At 73.8% G+C, this 15,991-nt stretch carries 14 protein-coding genes; 6 read left to right on the top strand and 8 right to left on the bottom strand.

Annotated features, from left to right (window positions below; all coding sequences use genetic code 11):
* Window positions 1–46: 46 nt before the first annotated feature.
* The 6 genes from QOL88_RS01250 to QOL88_RS01225 all read right to left on the bottom strand — a co-directional run bounded on the left by QOL88_RS01250 (window position 47) and on the right by QOL88_RS01225 (window position 7,217).
* The gene (locus QOL88_RS01250; protein WP_097214671.1) at window positions 47–1,414 is read right to left on the bottom strand and encodes an alpha-lytic protease prodomain-containing protein; all 1,368 of its coding nucleotides are present in this window, start codon (window positions 1,412–1,414) and stop codon (window positions 47–49) included.
* A 143-nt stretch (window positions 1,415–1,557) separates the two neighbouring features.
* The gene (locus QOL88_RS01245) at window positions 1,558–3,222 is read right to left on the bottom strand and encodes an alkaline phosphatase D family protein (RefSeq protein WP_097214670.1); all 1,665 of its coding nucleotides are present in this window, start codon (window positions 3,220–3,222) and stop codon (window positions 1,558–1,560) included.
* 225 nt (window positions 3,223–3,447) lie between these two features.
* Window positions 3,448–4,212 carry a metallophosphoesterase family protein gene (locus QOL88_RS01240; RefSeq protein ID WP_097214669.1) on the bottom strand — a complete coding sequence of 255 codons (765 nt, stop codon included), beginning with the start codon at window positions 4,210–4,212 and terminating at the stop codon, window positions 3,448–3,450.
* A complete protein-coding gene (locus QOL88_RS01235; RefSeq protein ID WP_097214668.1) occupies window positions 4,209–4,496 on the bottom strand; it encodes a BON domain-containing protein in 288 nt (95 codons plus the stop codon). The genes QOL88_RS01240 and QOL88_RS01235 overlap by 4 nt, the downstream gene beginning before the upstream one ends.
* Window positions 4,497–4,506: 10 nt before the next feature.
* A complete protein-coding gene (locus QOL88_RS01230; protein WP_097214667.1) occupies window positions 4,507–5,184 on the bottom strand; it encodes a nucleotidyltransferase family protein in 678 nt (225 codons plus the stop codon).
* Between the two features lie 137 nt (window positions 5,185–5,321).
* Window positions 5,322–7,217, bottom strand: coding sequence for a protein-arginine deiminase family protein (locus tag QOL88_RS01225; RefSeq protein WP_097214666.1), 1,896 nt, complete (start codon window positions 7,215–7,217; stop codon window positions 5,322–5,324).
* A 222-nt stretch (window positions 7,218–7,439) separates the two neighbouring features.
* Between QOL88_RS01225 and QOL88_RS01220 the strand changes: the two genes are divergently transcribed.
* From QOL88_RS01220 to QOL88_RS01210, 3 genes are all read left to right on the top strand, one after another.
* A complete protein-coding gene (locus tag QOL88_RS01220; RefSeq protein WP_097214665.1) occupies window positions 7,440–7,649 on the top strand; it encodes a hypothetical protein in 210 nt (69 codons plus the stop codon).
* A 107-nt stretch (window positions 7,650–7,756) separates the two neighbouring features.
* On the top strand, window positions 7,757–8,311 hold the full coding sequence (locus QOL88_RS01215) for a hypothetical protein (RefSeq protein WP_179878734.1): 555 nt from the start codon (window positions 7,757–7,759) through the stop codon (window positions 8,309–8,311).
* Between the two features lie 16 nt (window positions 8,312–8,327).
* Complete coding sequence (locus tag QOL88_RS01210) at window positions 8,328–12,656, top strand: cation-translocating P-type ATPase (RefSeq protein WP_097214664.1); 4,329 nt, start codon at window positions 8,328–8,330, stop codon at window positions 12,654–12,656.
* Window positions 12,657–12,716: 60 nt separating this feature from the next.
* Here QOL88_RS01210 and QOL88_RS01205 read toward each other — a convergent pair whose 3' ends face one another.
* Window positions 12,717–13,166: an SRPBCC family protein gene (locus QOL88_RS01205; RefSeq protein WP_097214663.1), complete on the bottom strand. Its 450-nt coding sequence runs from the start codon at window positions 13,164–13,166 to the stop codon at window positions 12,717–12,719.
* A 148-nt stretch (window positions 13,167–13,314) separates the two neighbouring features.
* On the opposite strand from QOL88_RS01205, the gene QOL88_RS01200 reads away from it, so the two are divergent.
* The 3 genes from QOL88_RS01200 to QOL88_RS01190 all read left to right on the top strand — a co-directional run bounded on the left by QOL88_RS01200 (window position 13,315) and on the right by QOL88_RS01190 (window position 14,815).
* Complete coding sequence (locus QOL88_RS01200; RefSeq protein WP_179878733.1) at window positions 13,315–13,758, top strand: phage holin family protein; 444 nt, start codon at window positions 13,315–13,317, stop codon at window positions 13,756–13,758.
* A complete protein-coding gene (locus QOL88_RS01195; RefSeq protein WP_097214662.1) occupies window positions 13,755–14,186 on the top strand; it encodes a DUF3618 domain-containing protein in 432 nt (143 codons plus the stop codon). Before QOL88_RS01200 ends, QOL88_RS01195 begins: the two co-directional genes overlap by 4 nt.
* Before the next feature lie 176 nt (window positions 14,187–14,362).
* Entirely contained in the window at window positions 14,363–14,815 is a 453-nt protein-coding gene (locus QOL88_RS01190) for a flavodoxin family protein (RefSeq protein ID WP_097214661.1), read from the top strand.
* Window positions 14,816–14,829: 14 nt separating this feature from the next.
* Here QOL88_RS01190 and QOL88_RS01185 read toward each other — a convergent pair whose 3' ends face one another.
* The gene (locus tag QOL88_RS01185; RefSeq protein ID WP_097214660.1) at window positions 14,830–15,957 is read right to left on the bottom strand and encodes a YihY/virulence factor BrkB family protein; all 1,128 of its coding nucleotides are present in this window, start codon (window positions 15,955–15,957) and stop codon (window positions 14,830–14,832) included.
* Window positions 15,958–15,991 lie beyond the last annotated feature (34 nt).

The following is a 15,991-nucleotide window of genomic DNA, read 5'->3' as shown; positions in this document are numbered from 1 at the left end:
GCCGACGGCACATGCCGCTCCGGCGCCGGACAGCCCTGACCCTTCGTCACACCCGCTGCCACAGGGCAGGGGTGCCGGCGGGCGCCCAGGGGCCCTGGGCCTGGTGGGTCTGCAGGCACTGGTAGCGCACACCCGCGTGCGTCACCGTGACCCCGGCCTCGTAGACGCGGCCCGCGGCCCAGGTCTGCGCGGCGTTGCCCTGCGGCGCCGGGGTCTCGGCCCCGGCGGTCTTCAGGGTGAGGCCGAAATCGCTGAGCAGCGGATTGATCGGCTGGTAGAACGTGGTGCCGCCGGTCGTGCAGTCGCCGGAGCCGCCGGACGTCACGCCCTGCGCCTGGACGCCCGAGACGTACGGCCCGCCCGAGTCGCCCGGCTCGGCGCACACCGTCGTCCGGGTCAGCCCGTCCACCTTGCCCTCGGTGTAGCTGACACTCGTGTCGTGCTGCTCGACCTTGCCGCAGTGCCACCCCGTGGTGGAGCCCGAGCGGCAGACGGCCGCCCCGACGAGCGCCTGGACCGAGCCGGTGATCTCCACCGTCTGCCCGCCCTCGCCCTTCACGTTGGGCGTGGCCTTCCACGGGTCGCTGACGGCCACCCAGGACATGTCCTTGCCGGGGAAGGTGGAGGCCTGGAACGTGCCCTGCGCCGCCTGGTTGTACCCGGTGGTCTTGGCGCCCGGCTTGCCGCAGTGGCCCGCCGAGGCGAAGCCCTCCTGCTCGCCCTTGGTGACGGAGAAGCCGATGGAGCAGCGGGCGGTGCCGTCGATGTAGTAGGCGTCGCCGCCGGTGAGATCCTCCATGAGCCGCGGCCGGTTCTTCGTGACCTTCACGCTCACGCTCTTGCCGTCGAGGCCGGCGGCCTTGACGAAGGAGGCCGCGGCGGCCTTGCTCCCGGCCTCCACCACGACCCGGTTGGCCGGGATGTCGACGTACCACAGGGGCGTCTCGCGGGTGCTGACCCGGGCGGCCGCCGCGTCCAGCTTCTGCTTGGCCGCCCGCAGACCGGCCAGCGGCTTCTTCACGACGGCCGCCTTCGCGCCCTGCGCCTTGATGGCGGGCACGTCCGCGGCGTCCGTGGTCGCCACCATGAGCTCCTGCGACGTCGTGCCGCGCAGCCAGGCTCCCGCGAAGCGGTCGCCAAGGGCGTTGCGCAAGCGCCCCGCCCGGGTGCCCGCCTCCGCCTCGTTGACCAGCCGCCGGGACGCCTGGGCCGGCGTCAGCCCGAGGTCGCGCTCCAGGGCGCGCAGCATCGGGGCCGACGGCCGGTCGGCGCCGAGGGTCTGGGCGGCCGAGGGCAGAGGGCCCGCCGCGGGGGTCGGCTCGGCGGCCACGGCGGCGGGGATCCCGGTGGCGGCGAGCGCGCCGAGCGCGGTCAGCGCCACCCGGCGGCCGGTCACGGCATGTCTGTGGACCATGCGATGCGTCTCCTTCGATCACAGCGTTCGGTACGGTCTCGATACGGATGGGCTAGCCGGAACGGCCCGGTGTGATGTCCCGGGCCGTCCCGGTTCGCGCTTTGGTGCGGGCAGGCGGCGCCATGTGCAGTACGGCGGACGCCTCACACGGACTTCAGGCCGGGCGAACCCACCTCCGTGACGAAGGACGCGGTCGTCGAGATGCCGCCCCCGGGCGTCGTGATGGCCGGCACGGTCCGGAAGTCGACCTGCGAGAGCTCGCGGTCCATGTCCACGCGGACGTATCCGCGCCGGCCGTCGAAGTACTTCATGTGGGGGTTGGCCTTCATGTACGTGTCCCACTCGGCGGGCTTCGCGGTGCCGTTGCCGCCACTGGCGACGGAGGTGCAGGTGAACTCCGTGCCGACCGTCTTGGAGGCCGGGTCGTCGAAGTTCTCCTTGATGTCGAAGGCGTATCCGACATGGACGTCGCCGGTGAGGACCATGAGGTTGGAGATGCCCGCGGCCTTCGCGCCCGCCATGACGCGGCCGCGGGAGGCCCGGTAACCGTCCCAGGCGTCCATGGAGACCCGGGCCGGTTCGGTCAGGTCGAACTTGCGCTGGGAGAAGCACACCTGCTGGGGCAGCACGTTCCACAGCGCGGTCGACTTCTGCCAGCCGTCCAGCAGCCAGCGCTCCTGATCGGCACCGGTGAGGGTGCGGGCCGGGTCGTCCGACTCGGGGCCCGGCGCGTGCGGCCGGTCGCTGAAGGCCTGGTCGGAGCGGTACTGGCGGGTGTCGAGGATGTCGAACTGGGCGAGCGAACCCCAGGTCAGCCGCCGGTAGAGCCGGGCGTCGGGCCCGTTCGGCAACTGCTCGGCGCGCAGCGGCTGGTTCTCCCAGTACGCCCGGTAGGCCGCGGCCCGCCGCACCAGGAAGTCCTCCGGGGTGCTGCCCTTCTCGTCGTAGGCGCCCGCGTAGTTGTTCTCCGTCTCGTGGTCGTCCCAGGTGACGACGAACGGGTGCTGGGCGTGCGCGGCCTGGAGGTCCGCGTCGCTCTTGTAGAGCGAGTAGCGCAGCCGGTAGTCCGCGAGCGTGGTCGCCTCGCGGTTGAACACGTCGGGCAGCTTGCGGTCGGTGTAGCGGCGGGCCCCGCCGGCGGAGTCGACGGCGTACTCGTACAGGTAGTCGCCGAGGAAGAAGACCACGTCGACGTCTTCCTGCGCCAGATGCCGGTGGGCGGTGTAGTAGCCGTCCTGGTAGGCCTGGCAGGCGACGGCCGCCAGCCGCAGGCTGTCGGTGTCGCTGCCCGGGGCCGGGGCGGTGCGGGTGCGGCCCACGGGGCTGATCCAGGCGCCCACCCGGAACCGGTAGTAGTACTCACTGTCCGATTGCAGGCCCTTGACGTCGACGTGCACGCTGTGGGCGTACTCGGGGTGGGCCGTCGCCGTGCCCTCCTGCTCGACGATGACGAACCACTCGTCCAGGGCCACTTCCCAGGAGACGGCGACCCGCTCCTGGCCGAGGCCGCCGTCCTCCGCGAACGGCTGGGGAGCGAGCCGGGTCCACAGCAGCACCGAGTCGGGGAGCGGGTCCCCGGAGGCGACGCCGAGGGTGAACGGGTTGTCGGTGATCCGGGCCCCGGGGCGTTCACGGGTGGCGGTGGCGCCGCGCGCCGGCCGGTTGGTGCTGAAGGCGAGCATCGCGGCGGCCGCGGTGACGGTCAGGAAGCGACGGCGGGCGACATGCGGCGCCGCGCTGCGCAGTACGGCGTCGTGCGGGGAGAAGGCATGCTCGGAGGGTGGTCTTTGACGGCCCGTCAGCGCCATCTGATGTCCTCTCGTACGGGGCACGTGCGCCCCGGACGGACGCGTGGGGACATCGCCGATGTGCGGAGCGCGGAGTTCGCATGCTAAGCAGACAAAATGCCTGAAACGGGCACGACGTGCGGGGGGTTCACACCACAGGCGGTACACGGCCGGTTCGGGGCGCGTGGCGGCGGGCAACGCAAACCGCCGCCGGCGTTCGCCGGCGGCGGAGGGGGAGAGGTGTGCTCAGTGGGCCTGTTGTGCGGCGGCGCCGGTCGCGGCGGGCTCCCGGACCGGCAGGTGGTACACGTGGAAGGCCCGTCCGATGACCGGCTGGGCCACGTTGCGCACCCGCACGCCGCCGCTCGTCATGCCGTGCTCCGTGCCGGCGTGCGCGTGCCCGTGCACCGCGAGGTCGGCCCCGGCCGTGTCGATCGCCTCGGCCAGCAGATAGCTCCCCAGGAACGGGTAGATCTCCAGCGGCTCGCCCGCCAGGGTGTCCGCGACGGGGGAGTAGTGAGTCAGGGCGATCCGCGCGTCACAGCCCTCCTCGCTCAGCTGCTCCAGGGCGGCCCGCAGGCCGTCGGCGCACCGGCGCGAGTGGCGGACGAACTCCTTCATCACCGGCTCGCCGAACTCCCCGGCGCAGCGGCCCACGAAGCCGCCGCCGAACCCCTTCGTCCCGGCGACGCCGATCCGCGCACCACCGCTCTCGACCACCGTCGCCTGCCCTTCCAGGACGTGTGCCCCGGCGTCCCGGAGGATGGCCGTGACCTCGTCCGGCCGGTCGTCGTGGTGGTCGTGGTTGCCGAGGACGGCGACGACCGGGACCGCGAGATCCTCGATCTCCCGGGCCACCACCCGCATCTCCTCGGGCGTGCCGTGCCGGGTGAGGTCCCCGGCCAGCAGCAGGAGGTCGGCGCACTCGGGCAGGGTCTCGAAGGCGGGGCGCAGCACGCCCTGGCTGTCGGGCCCCATGTGGATGTCTCCGACGGCTGCGATGCGGATCATGAGAGCTCCTCCGCGTGGTCGGGGGAGGACGCCTCGGTGACCACGAGGTCGCTGTGCACGGGGAACCCGGCGAGCTCCTCGTGGACGGTGCGCACGATCTCGTCGCGGCAGGGCGCCGAGGGCACGGTGCCGGTGAGCAGCACCGTCCGGCCGCGGGCCTCGACGCGTACGCCCAGTTCACCGAGCTCACCGGAGGCGAGGCGGTCCTGGAGGTGGGCGATGCGGTAGTCCAGGTTCTCGGCCGGCGGTCCGCCGCCCGCGTCCTGTGAACCGTGGGTGCTCATGGGTACTCCTTCAGATGACGTTCAGGCGCTCCAGGAGGAAGAAGAAGGCCGCCGGCATGGGCTCGTCCCCGCACTCGCGCCGTACCCGCTCCCAGTCCACCTTCTCCCGCAGGGCGCGGGCGATGGGCAGGGCGGCCCCGAAGTCGCAGTGGTGCTCGGAGAACGCGGCGGTCAGACTCCACAGCAGATCGGTCGGGGCCAGCACGGGCATGCGCACCGAGTCGACCGACAGCTCCTCCGCCCGCTCCAGCATGTCCGCGCCGACCGGCCGGTGCGCCAGTTCGAAGATGATGTCGACCGGCTGACCGAAACACGTGGCCTTGATCAGCCAGTCCTCCGGCGGGGTGTAGACCGTCAGCCCGGCTTCATGGAGCGTGGCGGCCACCGCTTCCGCGTCCTCGGGACGGATCGCGAAATCGACGTCGTGCTGCAGGTTCTTCTCGCCGCCATGGGCGTAGGCGGCCACACCGCCGGCCAGCGCGAACAGGTGCCCCTCGCGCTTGAGCAGGGCACCGACCTGCTTGGCCGCCTCCAGGAGCGCCTGGTTGCGGTCCTGGGGGAGTTCCTGCAGTGGCTGGTCCGCCTGCGGGTCCTGTGGTGGCGCGGGCTCGTCCCCGTCCGGTGCCGACCGGAGATCGGGGATCCCCGGTCGCCGGACGAGCGTCGCGTCATCACCGTTCTGCGTCATGACCAACTCCTTCGCCGAACCGGACACTCCGCTCCCGTGCGGTGTCCGGACCCGAGACGGCCTTGTGTGCCTGCACTGGGTACCCGGCGCGCCCGACCCGACACGGACGGCTTCCGAAGAGTGCCGGACCCCGCCCGTCAGTGACCCGGGGCGGCGGTACGCCACCACGGAGTTCCCCCGGAGGTGTCCCGCAGGGCGTTCGTCGCGCAGTGCACCTCGCCACCCGCCAGATGCGACCAGGCGAAGTTCTCCACCCAGTGCACCCGTACCCCGCCGGCGGCCAGGGCCTCCTCGGTCTCGGCGCGGAACAGGTCCCGGCCGCGCACCGTGGGCCCGTGCGGATCGGGAGCGGCGTAGTCACGGGCCGTCAGGGACAGGCCGTTGGCGACAGCGGGGGAGTAGGCGATCGCGCCCTCGGGCCCGTCCCGGTCCGTGGAGATCGTCGCGTACAGCACCGGCACCCGTACGAGGTCGTCGAGGGACAGCCCCGTCTCCCGCGACAGCACCCTGATCTGGTCGTCGATGTGCCGCGCCGCCCGCTCGTTGCCGGCGAGGAAGTCCTGGTCGGCGAGCAGCGCGTCGACCGTGGGCCTGCGCTGCGCACTCGTGCCGGCGAAGAGCCGCTGCCCGCCCTCCCCGGCCCGCTGCGCACGCCGCAGCAGGTCCACCGCCAGACGCGGGTCGGCGACGGCCAGGGTCCAGCCGCGCTCGTTGCCGGCCCGCACCACATGGACCGTCTCGTCCACATGACCGACCAGCAGCCACGACGTGTCGATGGTGACGGGCGGCTGCGCGCCCTGCGCCTCGATCATCCGCACGAACGCCGGATCGGGTGCCCGGCGCGGGGCCGTGCCGTACAGCACCCGCCCCTGCGGATGCCCCTCGTACGGTGGTACGGACTCGAAGTTGCCGGTGAAGTTCTGCAGATCGACGCCGCTCGGAGCCCGCCCCGGCGTGAACTGCTGCACCACGGCGACATCGGGCCCGCGGAAGTCGCGGAACAGCAGCCGGGCCGACCGGCTCAGGGTCACCCGGCCGCCCTCGGGCGGCGCCCACAGCACGGGAGCGCGCAGCAGCACCCGCATGGTGTGCGTCCCGCCGCCGGGCGCCGGGACGCTCGCCACGGCCGGCTCGACCATGTCCTGCCGCCAGATGTCCCGCCACCACTGCTCCGTCCCGGCCGTGAACGTCACGGCCCGCCGGGACAGCCCCGCGGCGCCCGCCGCCCGCAGCAGCGACGTGGCGAACGGCCGCCACTCCCGCGGCCGGTACGCGTCGCCCACGCTCCACGGCCCGGGCGCCACACCCCGGCCCGGACCCGGCCTCGCCGCGAAGACCCGCTCGGCGCGCTGCAGATCGTTCTGGAACAGCACCGGCGCCACCTTCAGCCGCACCCGGTCCGACGTGGCGCGGCCCCGGTCGGTCACGGTGAGGGTGATGGTGACCTCGCCGTTCCAGCGGCGCGGGTCGCGCACGATGTCGCGTCCCTCCAGGGCCAGTTCGACACCGGCCCGCAGCTCCCGCGCCGTCAGCGGACCGCGCAGCGCCCGCAGTTCCCCGTCGCGCCGGACGAACAGGCGGACGTACGGCGCCCGCGCCGCGTCCACCGCGACCCGCCCCGACGCGGCCTCGCCGACCGCCGCCGGCGGGATGCGCAGTGGCGCGAGATCCGCCTCGTCCCGCGCCCCGTCGACCTTCTCGTCCGCCGCGTCGTTGCAGGCGGCCAGCCGCTCGTCGACCGCCGGATCGATCCGGTCCAGGTCACCGGGGCGCATCCGGCAGCGCCGCGCGTCGTCGTCGAGGTTGGCCAGGAAGACCGCACCGCGCCCCGGCCGCCACACCTCCTCTCCGGCCTCGTCGGACCCGCCCGCGACATCCACGCGGCCGTCCCGGTTCACATCGGCGCGCAGATCCGCGACCGGCGGCGGCCCCTGCCGCGGTGCCGCCGCGGTCGTTCCGGCGGCGGCGAGCAGCAGGGCCGCGGCGACCACCGCGGCGCGGCGCGGCACGGGCGCCTTGGGCGTTTCGGGCATGACGGATCTCCTGGAGGCAGGTGAGGGGCCGGTACGGGAGGACGTCCGCAGACCATGCTCGCCCGCCGCGGGGCGCCGTACATCGTGCCGGCCGACGAGGCGGCCCTACATCGATCGATCTACCGGCCGGCCGGCCGCTCCTCCCCGGGTGGCGCCCCGGGCGCGCCCTGGTGACCCTGATCCGGGCCGGATGGTCCGGCCGCTCACCCGTAGGGAGCCTCGATGCGCAAGCTGCCGTTCACCCTGCTCGCCGCCCTGGCCGCGTCCGCACTCGCCGTGCCTCTGACCGCCGCCGCCCTTCCCGCCGACGTCACCGCGGGCCAGTGCGTCGCAGGCGGCGGCGTGATCGTCATCTCCGCCGTGGGCGATGGCTCGCAGGGATACACCAAGCGCTGCATGGGCGGAGTCCACGACGGCCAGACGGTCCTCTGACATCCCGGCCGAACAAGACAAGCGCTTAACCCGACAAAGGCGGAATATGGGGCAAAAGTGTGGGAAACCGGATGGCGCCGCTGGACGACGAGCTTGTGGAGGTCGGCATGAACCAGGAGACATCACGCTCGTCCGGACTTCCGCAGCCGTTGCGGGCCATGGCCTCGGGCCTGCGGCACCTGCCGGGTGCGGAGCAGGTGGGCAAGGTGGCCACGGACGCGCTGGACAGGATCGGCGCGGTCTCGCCGCGCGGGCGCCGGATGGCCGTCTACGCCGGCGCCGGGGTGCTCGGCGTGGCCGGAGTCGTGGAGTGGCCGGTGGCGGTGACCGGCGCGGCCGTGGCCTGGCTGACCAGGCCGCGGCCCGGACAGCAGCCCGACGGCGCGTCACCGAACGGCGGCCCACACTCCGCCGGGGCCGGGGACCACCGCCCCGCCCGGACGGGCCGCGACGACGAGGACACCTCCGCGCACGGCCCGGGCGGCAGACTCACCCCCTCCCACCACCGCCACGAGCAGGCGGAACAGCACGTCCACGAACAGCCCGCCAAGGTGGGCGACACCGCCACCGCCTCCGCGCTGAAGCAGGTCGCCGAGGCCACCGCGCACCACGGCGAGGAGCAGCCCCACGGGCACGCGCGCGACAGCCACCCCACCGGCTGAGGAGGGACGGCAGCAGATGCTCGCACTCTTCGACCCCGCCCCGCTCGCCGGCGCCGTGGCCGGTGCTGCCGCAGGCGCCGCCCGCAGCGCCGCCCGGTCGGTGACGTCCGCCTACGACACCACGCGCCGCGTCCGCAATGTCGCGCGCAACGCCCTGACCGGCGGACAGCACTGGAAGGCCGGGCAGCGCCTCCACCTCGCGCTGCGGCACCCCGACGGCGAGGCCGGGGCCCTCGCCCGCCAGGTCGCCGAGGAACTTCTCGAGCACCCGGACGTGCTCATGGCGTACTGGGACGGCGGACTGTCCCGCCTGGTGGTCACCGTGGCCGAGGACGCCGCCACCGACCGCGTCACCGAGCGGGCCACCGAGCTCGCCACCCGCTTCGGCCTGGCCGAGGGAGACGACCCCAACGCCCGGGACACCAGCCACCCCGGGGACCCCACCGAGGTGCGCGTCACCGCTGCGGCGATCCTGATGGACGCCGCGGGAACGGCCGGTGCCCTGGCCGGCCGGTCCCTGCGGCTGCCGCCCTCCTCGCGGATCATCACCGCCACCGTCACGCTGCTGCGCGAGAACCCCCGCTTCCGGGCCCTGCTCCGCCAGCGGTTCGGCACGTCCGGCATGGAACTCGTCCTCGCCGCGGCCAACGCCGCCGCCCACGGCATCGGCCAGACCCCGCTCGCCCTCGTGCTCGACGGCGTCCTGCGCGGCAACCAGCTCACCGAAGCCGTGGCCAGGGCCGCGGCCTTCGAGACGCTGCACGACGACGTCTGCCACCACCGGCGCACCAGCCTGCCCTGCCCCGTGGACACCCGGCCGCCGCTCAAGGTGACCCCCGCCGCGGAATACGCCTCCCACGCCAGCACCGGCAGCCTCGCCGGGGCCGCCGCCACCCTCCTCGTCACGCACAACGCGAGGGACGCGGCCGAAGCGGTCCTCGCCGGATCGCCGAAGGCGGCCCGGTACGGCCCCGCCGCCTTCGGCGCGACCCTCGGCACCTTCCTCGCCCACGCCGGGATCCTCCTGCGCAACGGGGAGCGCCTGCGCCAACTGGAGATCGCCGACGCCCTGGTCCTGCACGCCGACGCCCTGCGCAGCCTGCGGCCCGACGACACCGACGACGGCCTGCCCGACGACCCGGTCCACCCCTTCGCCGAGGCCGTGCTGGACGCCGCCCGCAGGGCCGGACTGCACGTCGTCATCGCCGGCGGCTCCGACCTGAAGGACATCACCCGCCTCGCCGACGAGGTCGCCCCGAGCGTCAAGCCCTTCGGAGACGTCGTACGGGCCCTCCAGGACGAGGGGCGCGTCGTCGTGACCGTCGCCCGCCTGAACGAGTCCGGCGACGGGCACGTCGCGGCCGGGCTGCCCGCCGGTGACGTGGCCATCGCCCTCGCCGACGGACGGGCGGCCGTCTCCTGGGGCGTCGACGTGCTGGCGCCGGGCGGTCTCGCCGACGTATGGCGGCTGCTCACCGCGATCCCCGCGGCCCGGCGCGTCGGACGCCGCTCGCAGACCCTGGCCCGCGCCGGCGCGGCCCTCTCCGGGCTCCTCGTCGCCCGCGGCGGGCAGCCCCCGGGCCGTCACCTCCTGTGGCCCCTCACCCGGCACGCCCCCGTCAACATCGCCGCCGCCAATGCCCTGCTCACCGGCTGGCTCGAAGCCGTCCGGGTCGCCCGGGCCACCCCGCCGCCACCCCGGCTGCACATCCCCTGGCACGCCCTGGAACCCCACGAGGCCCGCGACCGGCTCGGGCGCGCCGACCGCGACGGCGAGCCCCGCGGACTCGCCCTGCTCGCCGACCACTCCAAGCAGCAGGCCGCCCGCCTGACCCGGCACCCGGTCCTCGCCCCCGCCCGCTGGACGTGGCAGGCGGCCGGTGCCGTACGCCGCGAACTCGACGACCCGCTCACACCCGTCCTCGCCACCGGCGCCGTCGCCTCCGCCTTGCTCGGTTCTGTCGTCGACGCACTGCTCGTCGTCGGCGCCATGGACCTCAACGCGGTGACCGGCGGGCTCCAGCGGCTGCGCGCCGAACAGGCCCTGGCCCGGCTCGCCGCCCGGCAGCAGCCCAAGGCCCGCAAGCAGAACGGCGGCACCCGCACGGTCACCGTCGACGCCGCCCGGCTGCGCCCCGGGGACGAGATCAGCCTCGGCGCCGGCGACGTCGTCCCCGCCGACGCCCGGCTGCTGGACGTCGACGGCCTGGAGGTCGACGAGTCGGCGCTCACCGGCGAGTCCCTGCCGGTGGCCAAGTCCGTCGACGCCACCCCCGGCCTGCCGGTGGCCCAGCGCACCTGCATGGTCTTCGAGGGCACCACCGTCGTGGCCGGACGGGCCACCGCCCTCGTCGTCGACACCGGCGACCAGACCGAGGCGGGCCGGGCCGTCACCCTCGCCGCCCGCACCCCGCCCCCCGCCGGCGTCCAGGCCCGGCTCCAGGAACTCACCCGCAAGGCCCTGCCGGTCACCTTCACCGGCGGCGCGGCCGTGACCGGGCTGTCCCTGCTGCGCGGCAGCCCCGTCCGGCGCGCCGTCAGCGGTGGTGTCGCGGTCGCCGTCGCCGCCGTGCCCGAGGGGCTGCCGCTCGTCGCGACCGTCGCTCAGATGGCGGCGGCCCGCCGGCTGTCCCGCCGCGGCGTCCTGGTCCGCACCCCGCGCACCCTGGAGGCGCTCGGCCGGGTCGACACCGTCTGCTTCGACAAGACCGGCACCCTCACCGAGAACAAGCTGCGCCTGGTCCGCGTCGCCACCGCCGACGGCACCGTCCTCGCCACGGACGACGAGCAGGCCGCCCCGATCGTGCGGCTGGCGGCGCGCGCCTGCCCGCAGGAGGAGACGGGGCAGGGCCGCAGGGTCGCGCACGCCACCGACGAGGCCGTCCTCGACGTCGCCCCGCCCGACCAGGACTGGGCTCCCACCGGCGAACTGCCCTTCGAGACCCGCCGCGGCTACGCCGCCGCGGTCGGCCGGGACGGCGACCCCGACATGGGTGAACTCCTCGTCGTCAAGGGCGCCCCCGAGACGATCCTGCCCGCCTGCCGCGACCTTCCCGGCCACGCCTGGGACACCGCCCACGAGCTGGCCGGGCAGGGGCTGCGCGTCCTCGCCGTCGCCCACCGCGCCTGCCGGGCCGACGACGCCGAGGCCGAACTCGACCTGCCGCTCGCGGACCTGGAGTTCAGCGGCTTCGTCGCCCTCGCCGACGTCCCACGCGACACCTCGCACGCCCTGCTCGCGGAACTGCGCCGCTCCGGCATCCTGCCCGTCATGCTCACCGGCGACCACCCGGAGACCGCCCGGGCCATCGCCCTGCAACTGGGCTGGCCGGAGGAGACCGAGGCGGTGACGGGCGACGAACTCGTCGCCATGGAACGCCGCGAACGCGTCCGGGTCCTGCGCGGAGCGGGCGTCATCGCCCGGGTCGCCCCCGAGCAGAAACTGCACGTCGTCGAGGCCCTGCAACAGGCCGGGCGGGTCGTGGCGATGGCCGGCGACGGTGCCAACGACGCCGCCGCCATCCGCGCCGCCGACGTCGGGGTCGGCGTCGAGTCCCGCGGCTCCGCCGCCGCCCGCAACGCCGCCGACCTCGTGCTCACCACCGGTGACCTGTCCGTCCTGGTGGACGCGGTCGCCGAGGGCCGTGCCCTGTGGCGCAGCGTCGCCGACGCGGTGAGCATCCTCATCGGCGGCAACGCGGGCGAGGTCGGCTTCAGCGTCCTCGGCACCCTGCTCGCCGGCGCCTCACCCCTGTCGACCCGTCAGCTGCTGCTGGTCAACCTGCTCACCGACATGTTCCCGGCCATGGCCGTGGCCGTCACACCGAGCAGCGACCCCTCCACCGCCGAGCACGCCGAGACCGGGCCGATGAGCCTCGACGCCCTCGGCGCGCCCCTGCTGCGCTCCATCCGCCGCCGCGGCATCACCACCTGCTTCGGCGCGGTCGCGGCGTACCTCATCGGACGCCTCACCCCCGGCACCGAACGCCGGTCCACCACCATGGCCCTGTGCGGCGTGGTCGGCGCCCAGCTCGTCCAGACCCTTTCCGGACGGCGCCACAGCACGCTGGTGTGGGTCACGGCCCTCGGCTCCGCCGCGGTCCTCGCCGCCCTCGTCCAGACCCCCGGCGTCAGCCACTTCTTCGGCTGCACCCCGCTCGGCCCCGTCGCCTGGGCCGGCGTCGCCCTGGCCATCGCCCTGTCGGCCCTGGCCCCCCGCCTGGAGCGGCTGCAGGCCGTCCACACCCTCTACGACGCCGCGGCACAGCTCGCCCTGCGCCTGGGCGACCTGAGCCTGCAGGCCCGGCAGCTCTTCCGCAGCGGTGTCGCCGCCCCCGTGGCATAGCGGACGGGCACAGCGGGAGGCCGCCACCCCATGCCGGGGCGGCGGCCTCCTCACACCTGGTCAGACCCTGCCGCGCCAGGCGCCCGTCTCCGCTCCGCGGGCCTCCATGAACTCCTTGAACCGTGCCAGATCACCGGAGACCTGCCGCTTCACGAACCCGAGCTTGTCGCCGACGGTCTCGGCCACACCACTGGGGTCGAAGTCCATCTGCAACATGACCTTGGTCGTGTCGTCCTGAATGCGATGGAACGTCACCACACCGGCCTGCCGCGCCTCACCGCCCACGGTGGTCCAGGCGACGCGCTCGTCCGGGACCTGCTCGGTGATCTCCGCGTCGAACTCCCGCGCCTGGCCGCCGACCTTCGTCACCCAGTGCGTGAGGGTGTCGGTGCGCTGCTCGATGCGCTCCACACCGTCCATGAACTGGGGGAAGGACTCGAACTGCGTCCACTGGTTGTACGCGGTGTGCACCGGCACGCGGACCTCGATGGATTCCTCTACCTGCGACAAGGCGATACCTCCCTCTCTCGTACGTGAGCGACGGACGGGTACCGGATCTTGCGCCGCTCACTCATCGTCATCGCAACTTGTCTCGCCAGGTGTCTTTTCCGCTGTCGCTGGTACCCGGCCCCGAACTACGGAACGGGAGGTGATCGCCATGACGGACACGCACCGCACGGCCCCCGCGGCTCCCCGCTCGGGGAGCGCGCCGGCGGCCGGGGACGAGCCGGTGGGCGAGCTGGTGCAGCGGGCCAGCGAGCAACTGACCGAGCTGGTGCGCGGCGAGATGCGGCTCGCCCAGGCGGAGATGACCGAGAAGGGCAAGCGTTTCGGCAAGGGCGGCGGCCTGTTCGGCGGAGCCGGCGTCCTCGGCTTCGTCACCCTGCAGGCCCTGGTCGCCACGGTGATCGCCGCCCTGGCCGTACCGCTGCCGGTGTGGGCGGCGGCGCTGATCGTCACGGGCGTACTGGCCGTCGCCACGGGTCTCACGGCGCTGGCCGGCCGCAAACAGGTGCGCAGCGCCACCCCGCCCGCCCCGCAGCGGACCATCGACAGCGTGAAGGCCGACGTGGCCGAGATCAAGGAGAGTGCACAGCGATGACCCAGCCCCCGCACGACGAGCCGACCGCCCGCAGCCAGCAGGAGCTGCGCGAGCAGGTCGAGCACACCCGCCACGAACTCGGCGACACCGTCCAGGCACTGGCGGACCGGGCCGACGTCAAGACCCGCGCCCGTGAGAAGGCCGTCGCGGCCAGGGAGCAGGCCGGGGCCAAGGCCCAGGAATGGAGCGGACAGGCCAGGGCCAAGGCAGCTCAGGTCGCCCACACCGTGGAGGAGAAGCTGCCCGAGCCGGTGAAGCAGAAGGGCGCCGCCGCCGCTCAGGGCGCGAAGGAGAAGGCCGCACAGGCCGAGCAGGTCTGGCAGGACAAGGTCCCGCAGCAGGTGCGCGACCACCGGGCCGCGCTGCTGGCGGGCGCGGGCGCCGTTCTCGTGGCCTGCCTGCTGATCCGCCGTCGCGGCAGTCACTGAGAGGTCTGCCTGCGGACGCGCCGTCGCCGCAACCGCTGAGTCGTCTGCCTGCTGGCCGACCTGCCGTCGCGGCAACCGCTGAGCTACAGCGTCACGCAAGCCCGGGCCCCGTCACCGCACGCGGTGACGGGGCCCGGGCTTGCGTGACGGGGGTCCGGGCGGCAAGGTCGGGTGCCGTGGCCACCTTGCTGATCGTCCATCACACGCCCTCGCCGAACTGCCAGGCGATGTTCGAAGCCGTCGTCTCCGGGGCGACGGACCCCGACATCGAGGACGTCCGGGTCGTCCGCGTGCCCGCGCTGTCCGCCACCGCCTCCGACGTCCTCGCCGCCGACGGCTTCCTCCTCGGCACCCCCGCGAACCTCGGCTACATGTCCGGCGCCCTCAAGCACTTCTTCGACCAGGTCTACTACCCGTGCCTGGACGCCACGCGCGGACGCCCCTTCGGCTACTGGGTGCACGGCGGCAACGACGTCACCGGCGCGGTGCGCGGGATCGAGTCGGTCACCACGGGCCTCGGCTGGCGCCGCACCGCCGAGGCCGTCACCGTGACCGGCGAACCGGACAAGGGCGACCTCGAACGGTGTTGGGAACTGGGCGCGACGGTCGCCGCCGGGCTCATGGGCTGACCCGGCCGACCGGGTCAGGTCTCTTCCACCCGGCGCCGGTCCTGCTCGTCCCACGCCCGGGTGTCACGCGGCTGGGTGTACGGCTCGGCCTCGGGCGGATGCCCACCGGCGATGGCCCGCTGGCGCACCGTCTCCGCGTCGAACTCCAGACCCAGCAGGATCGCCAGATTGGTGATCCACAGCCAGATGAGGAAGACGATGACACCGGCCATGGTGCCGTAGGTCTTGTTGTACGAGGCGAAGTTGGCCACGTAGACCGCGAAGCCGGCGGAGGCGGCCATCCAGATCAGCAGGGCCAGGAAACTGCCCGGAGTGATCCAGCGGAACCCCTTCACCTTGGCGTTCGGTGCCGCCCAGTACAGGATCGCGATCATGCTCACGACCAACAGGACCAGGACGGGCCACTTGGCGATCGACCACACCGTCAAGGCGGTGTCGCCGACACCCAGGGCGTCCCCGGCCTGCTTCGCCAGCCCGCCCGAGAACACCACGATCAGCGCGCTGATGACGGCCATCACCAGCAGCACGACCGTCACTCCCACCCTCATCGGCAGCAGCTTCCACACCGGCCGGCCCTCGGGCATGTCGTAGACGGCGTTGGCGGAGCGGATGAACGCCCCCACATAGCCGGACGCCGACCACAGGGCCAGCACCAGACCGACGATCGCCATCAGCGAGCCGACGCCGGCGTTGCCCTGCAACTGGTCGACGGCCCGGGTGATGATGTCGCCCGCCGAGCCGGGCACGAGCTCGCGGACGTTCTCGGTGACCTTGTCCGTGGTCGACCGGCCGGTGAGGCCCAGCATCGACACCAGCACGAGAAGCGCCGGGAACATCGCCAGCACGCCGTAGTAGGTCAGCGCGGCCGCCCGGTCGGTCAGCTCGTCGTCCTTGAACTCCCGCAGGCTGCCCTTCAATACCGCGCCCCACGACTTCCGGGGCATCTCGGCCAGCGAGTCCGGCGCCGCACGCTCCACCTCGGGGCCCGGTCCGGGCTCCTCGGAAGCGGGGGCGGGGGCGTCATGGCGTTCGGCCTCGGGAGACTCCCGGCGGTCCGCCTCGGGCCCGGAGCCCGGGCTCTGCGGAGGTGAGGCCTCGGCCTCGTCGTGCTCTTTACGTCCCGGAATATGCAGCTTCACCATGTGAGCCGGGTAACCCCGGGCCGGGCCCTTAAGC

This window comes from Streptomyces sp. Ag82_O1-12, from assembly GCF_900182715.1.
In the GTDB taxonomy this organism is placed as follows: domain Bacteria; phylum Actinomycetota; class Actinomycetes; order Streptomycetales; family Streptomycetaceae; genus Streptomyces; species Streptomyces massasporeus.
The sequence above is the reverse complement of the archived record's forward strand: the minus strand, read 5'-3'. Positions and strand labels throughout refer to the sequence as shown.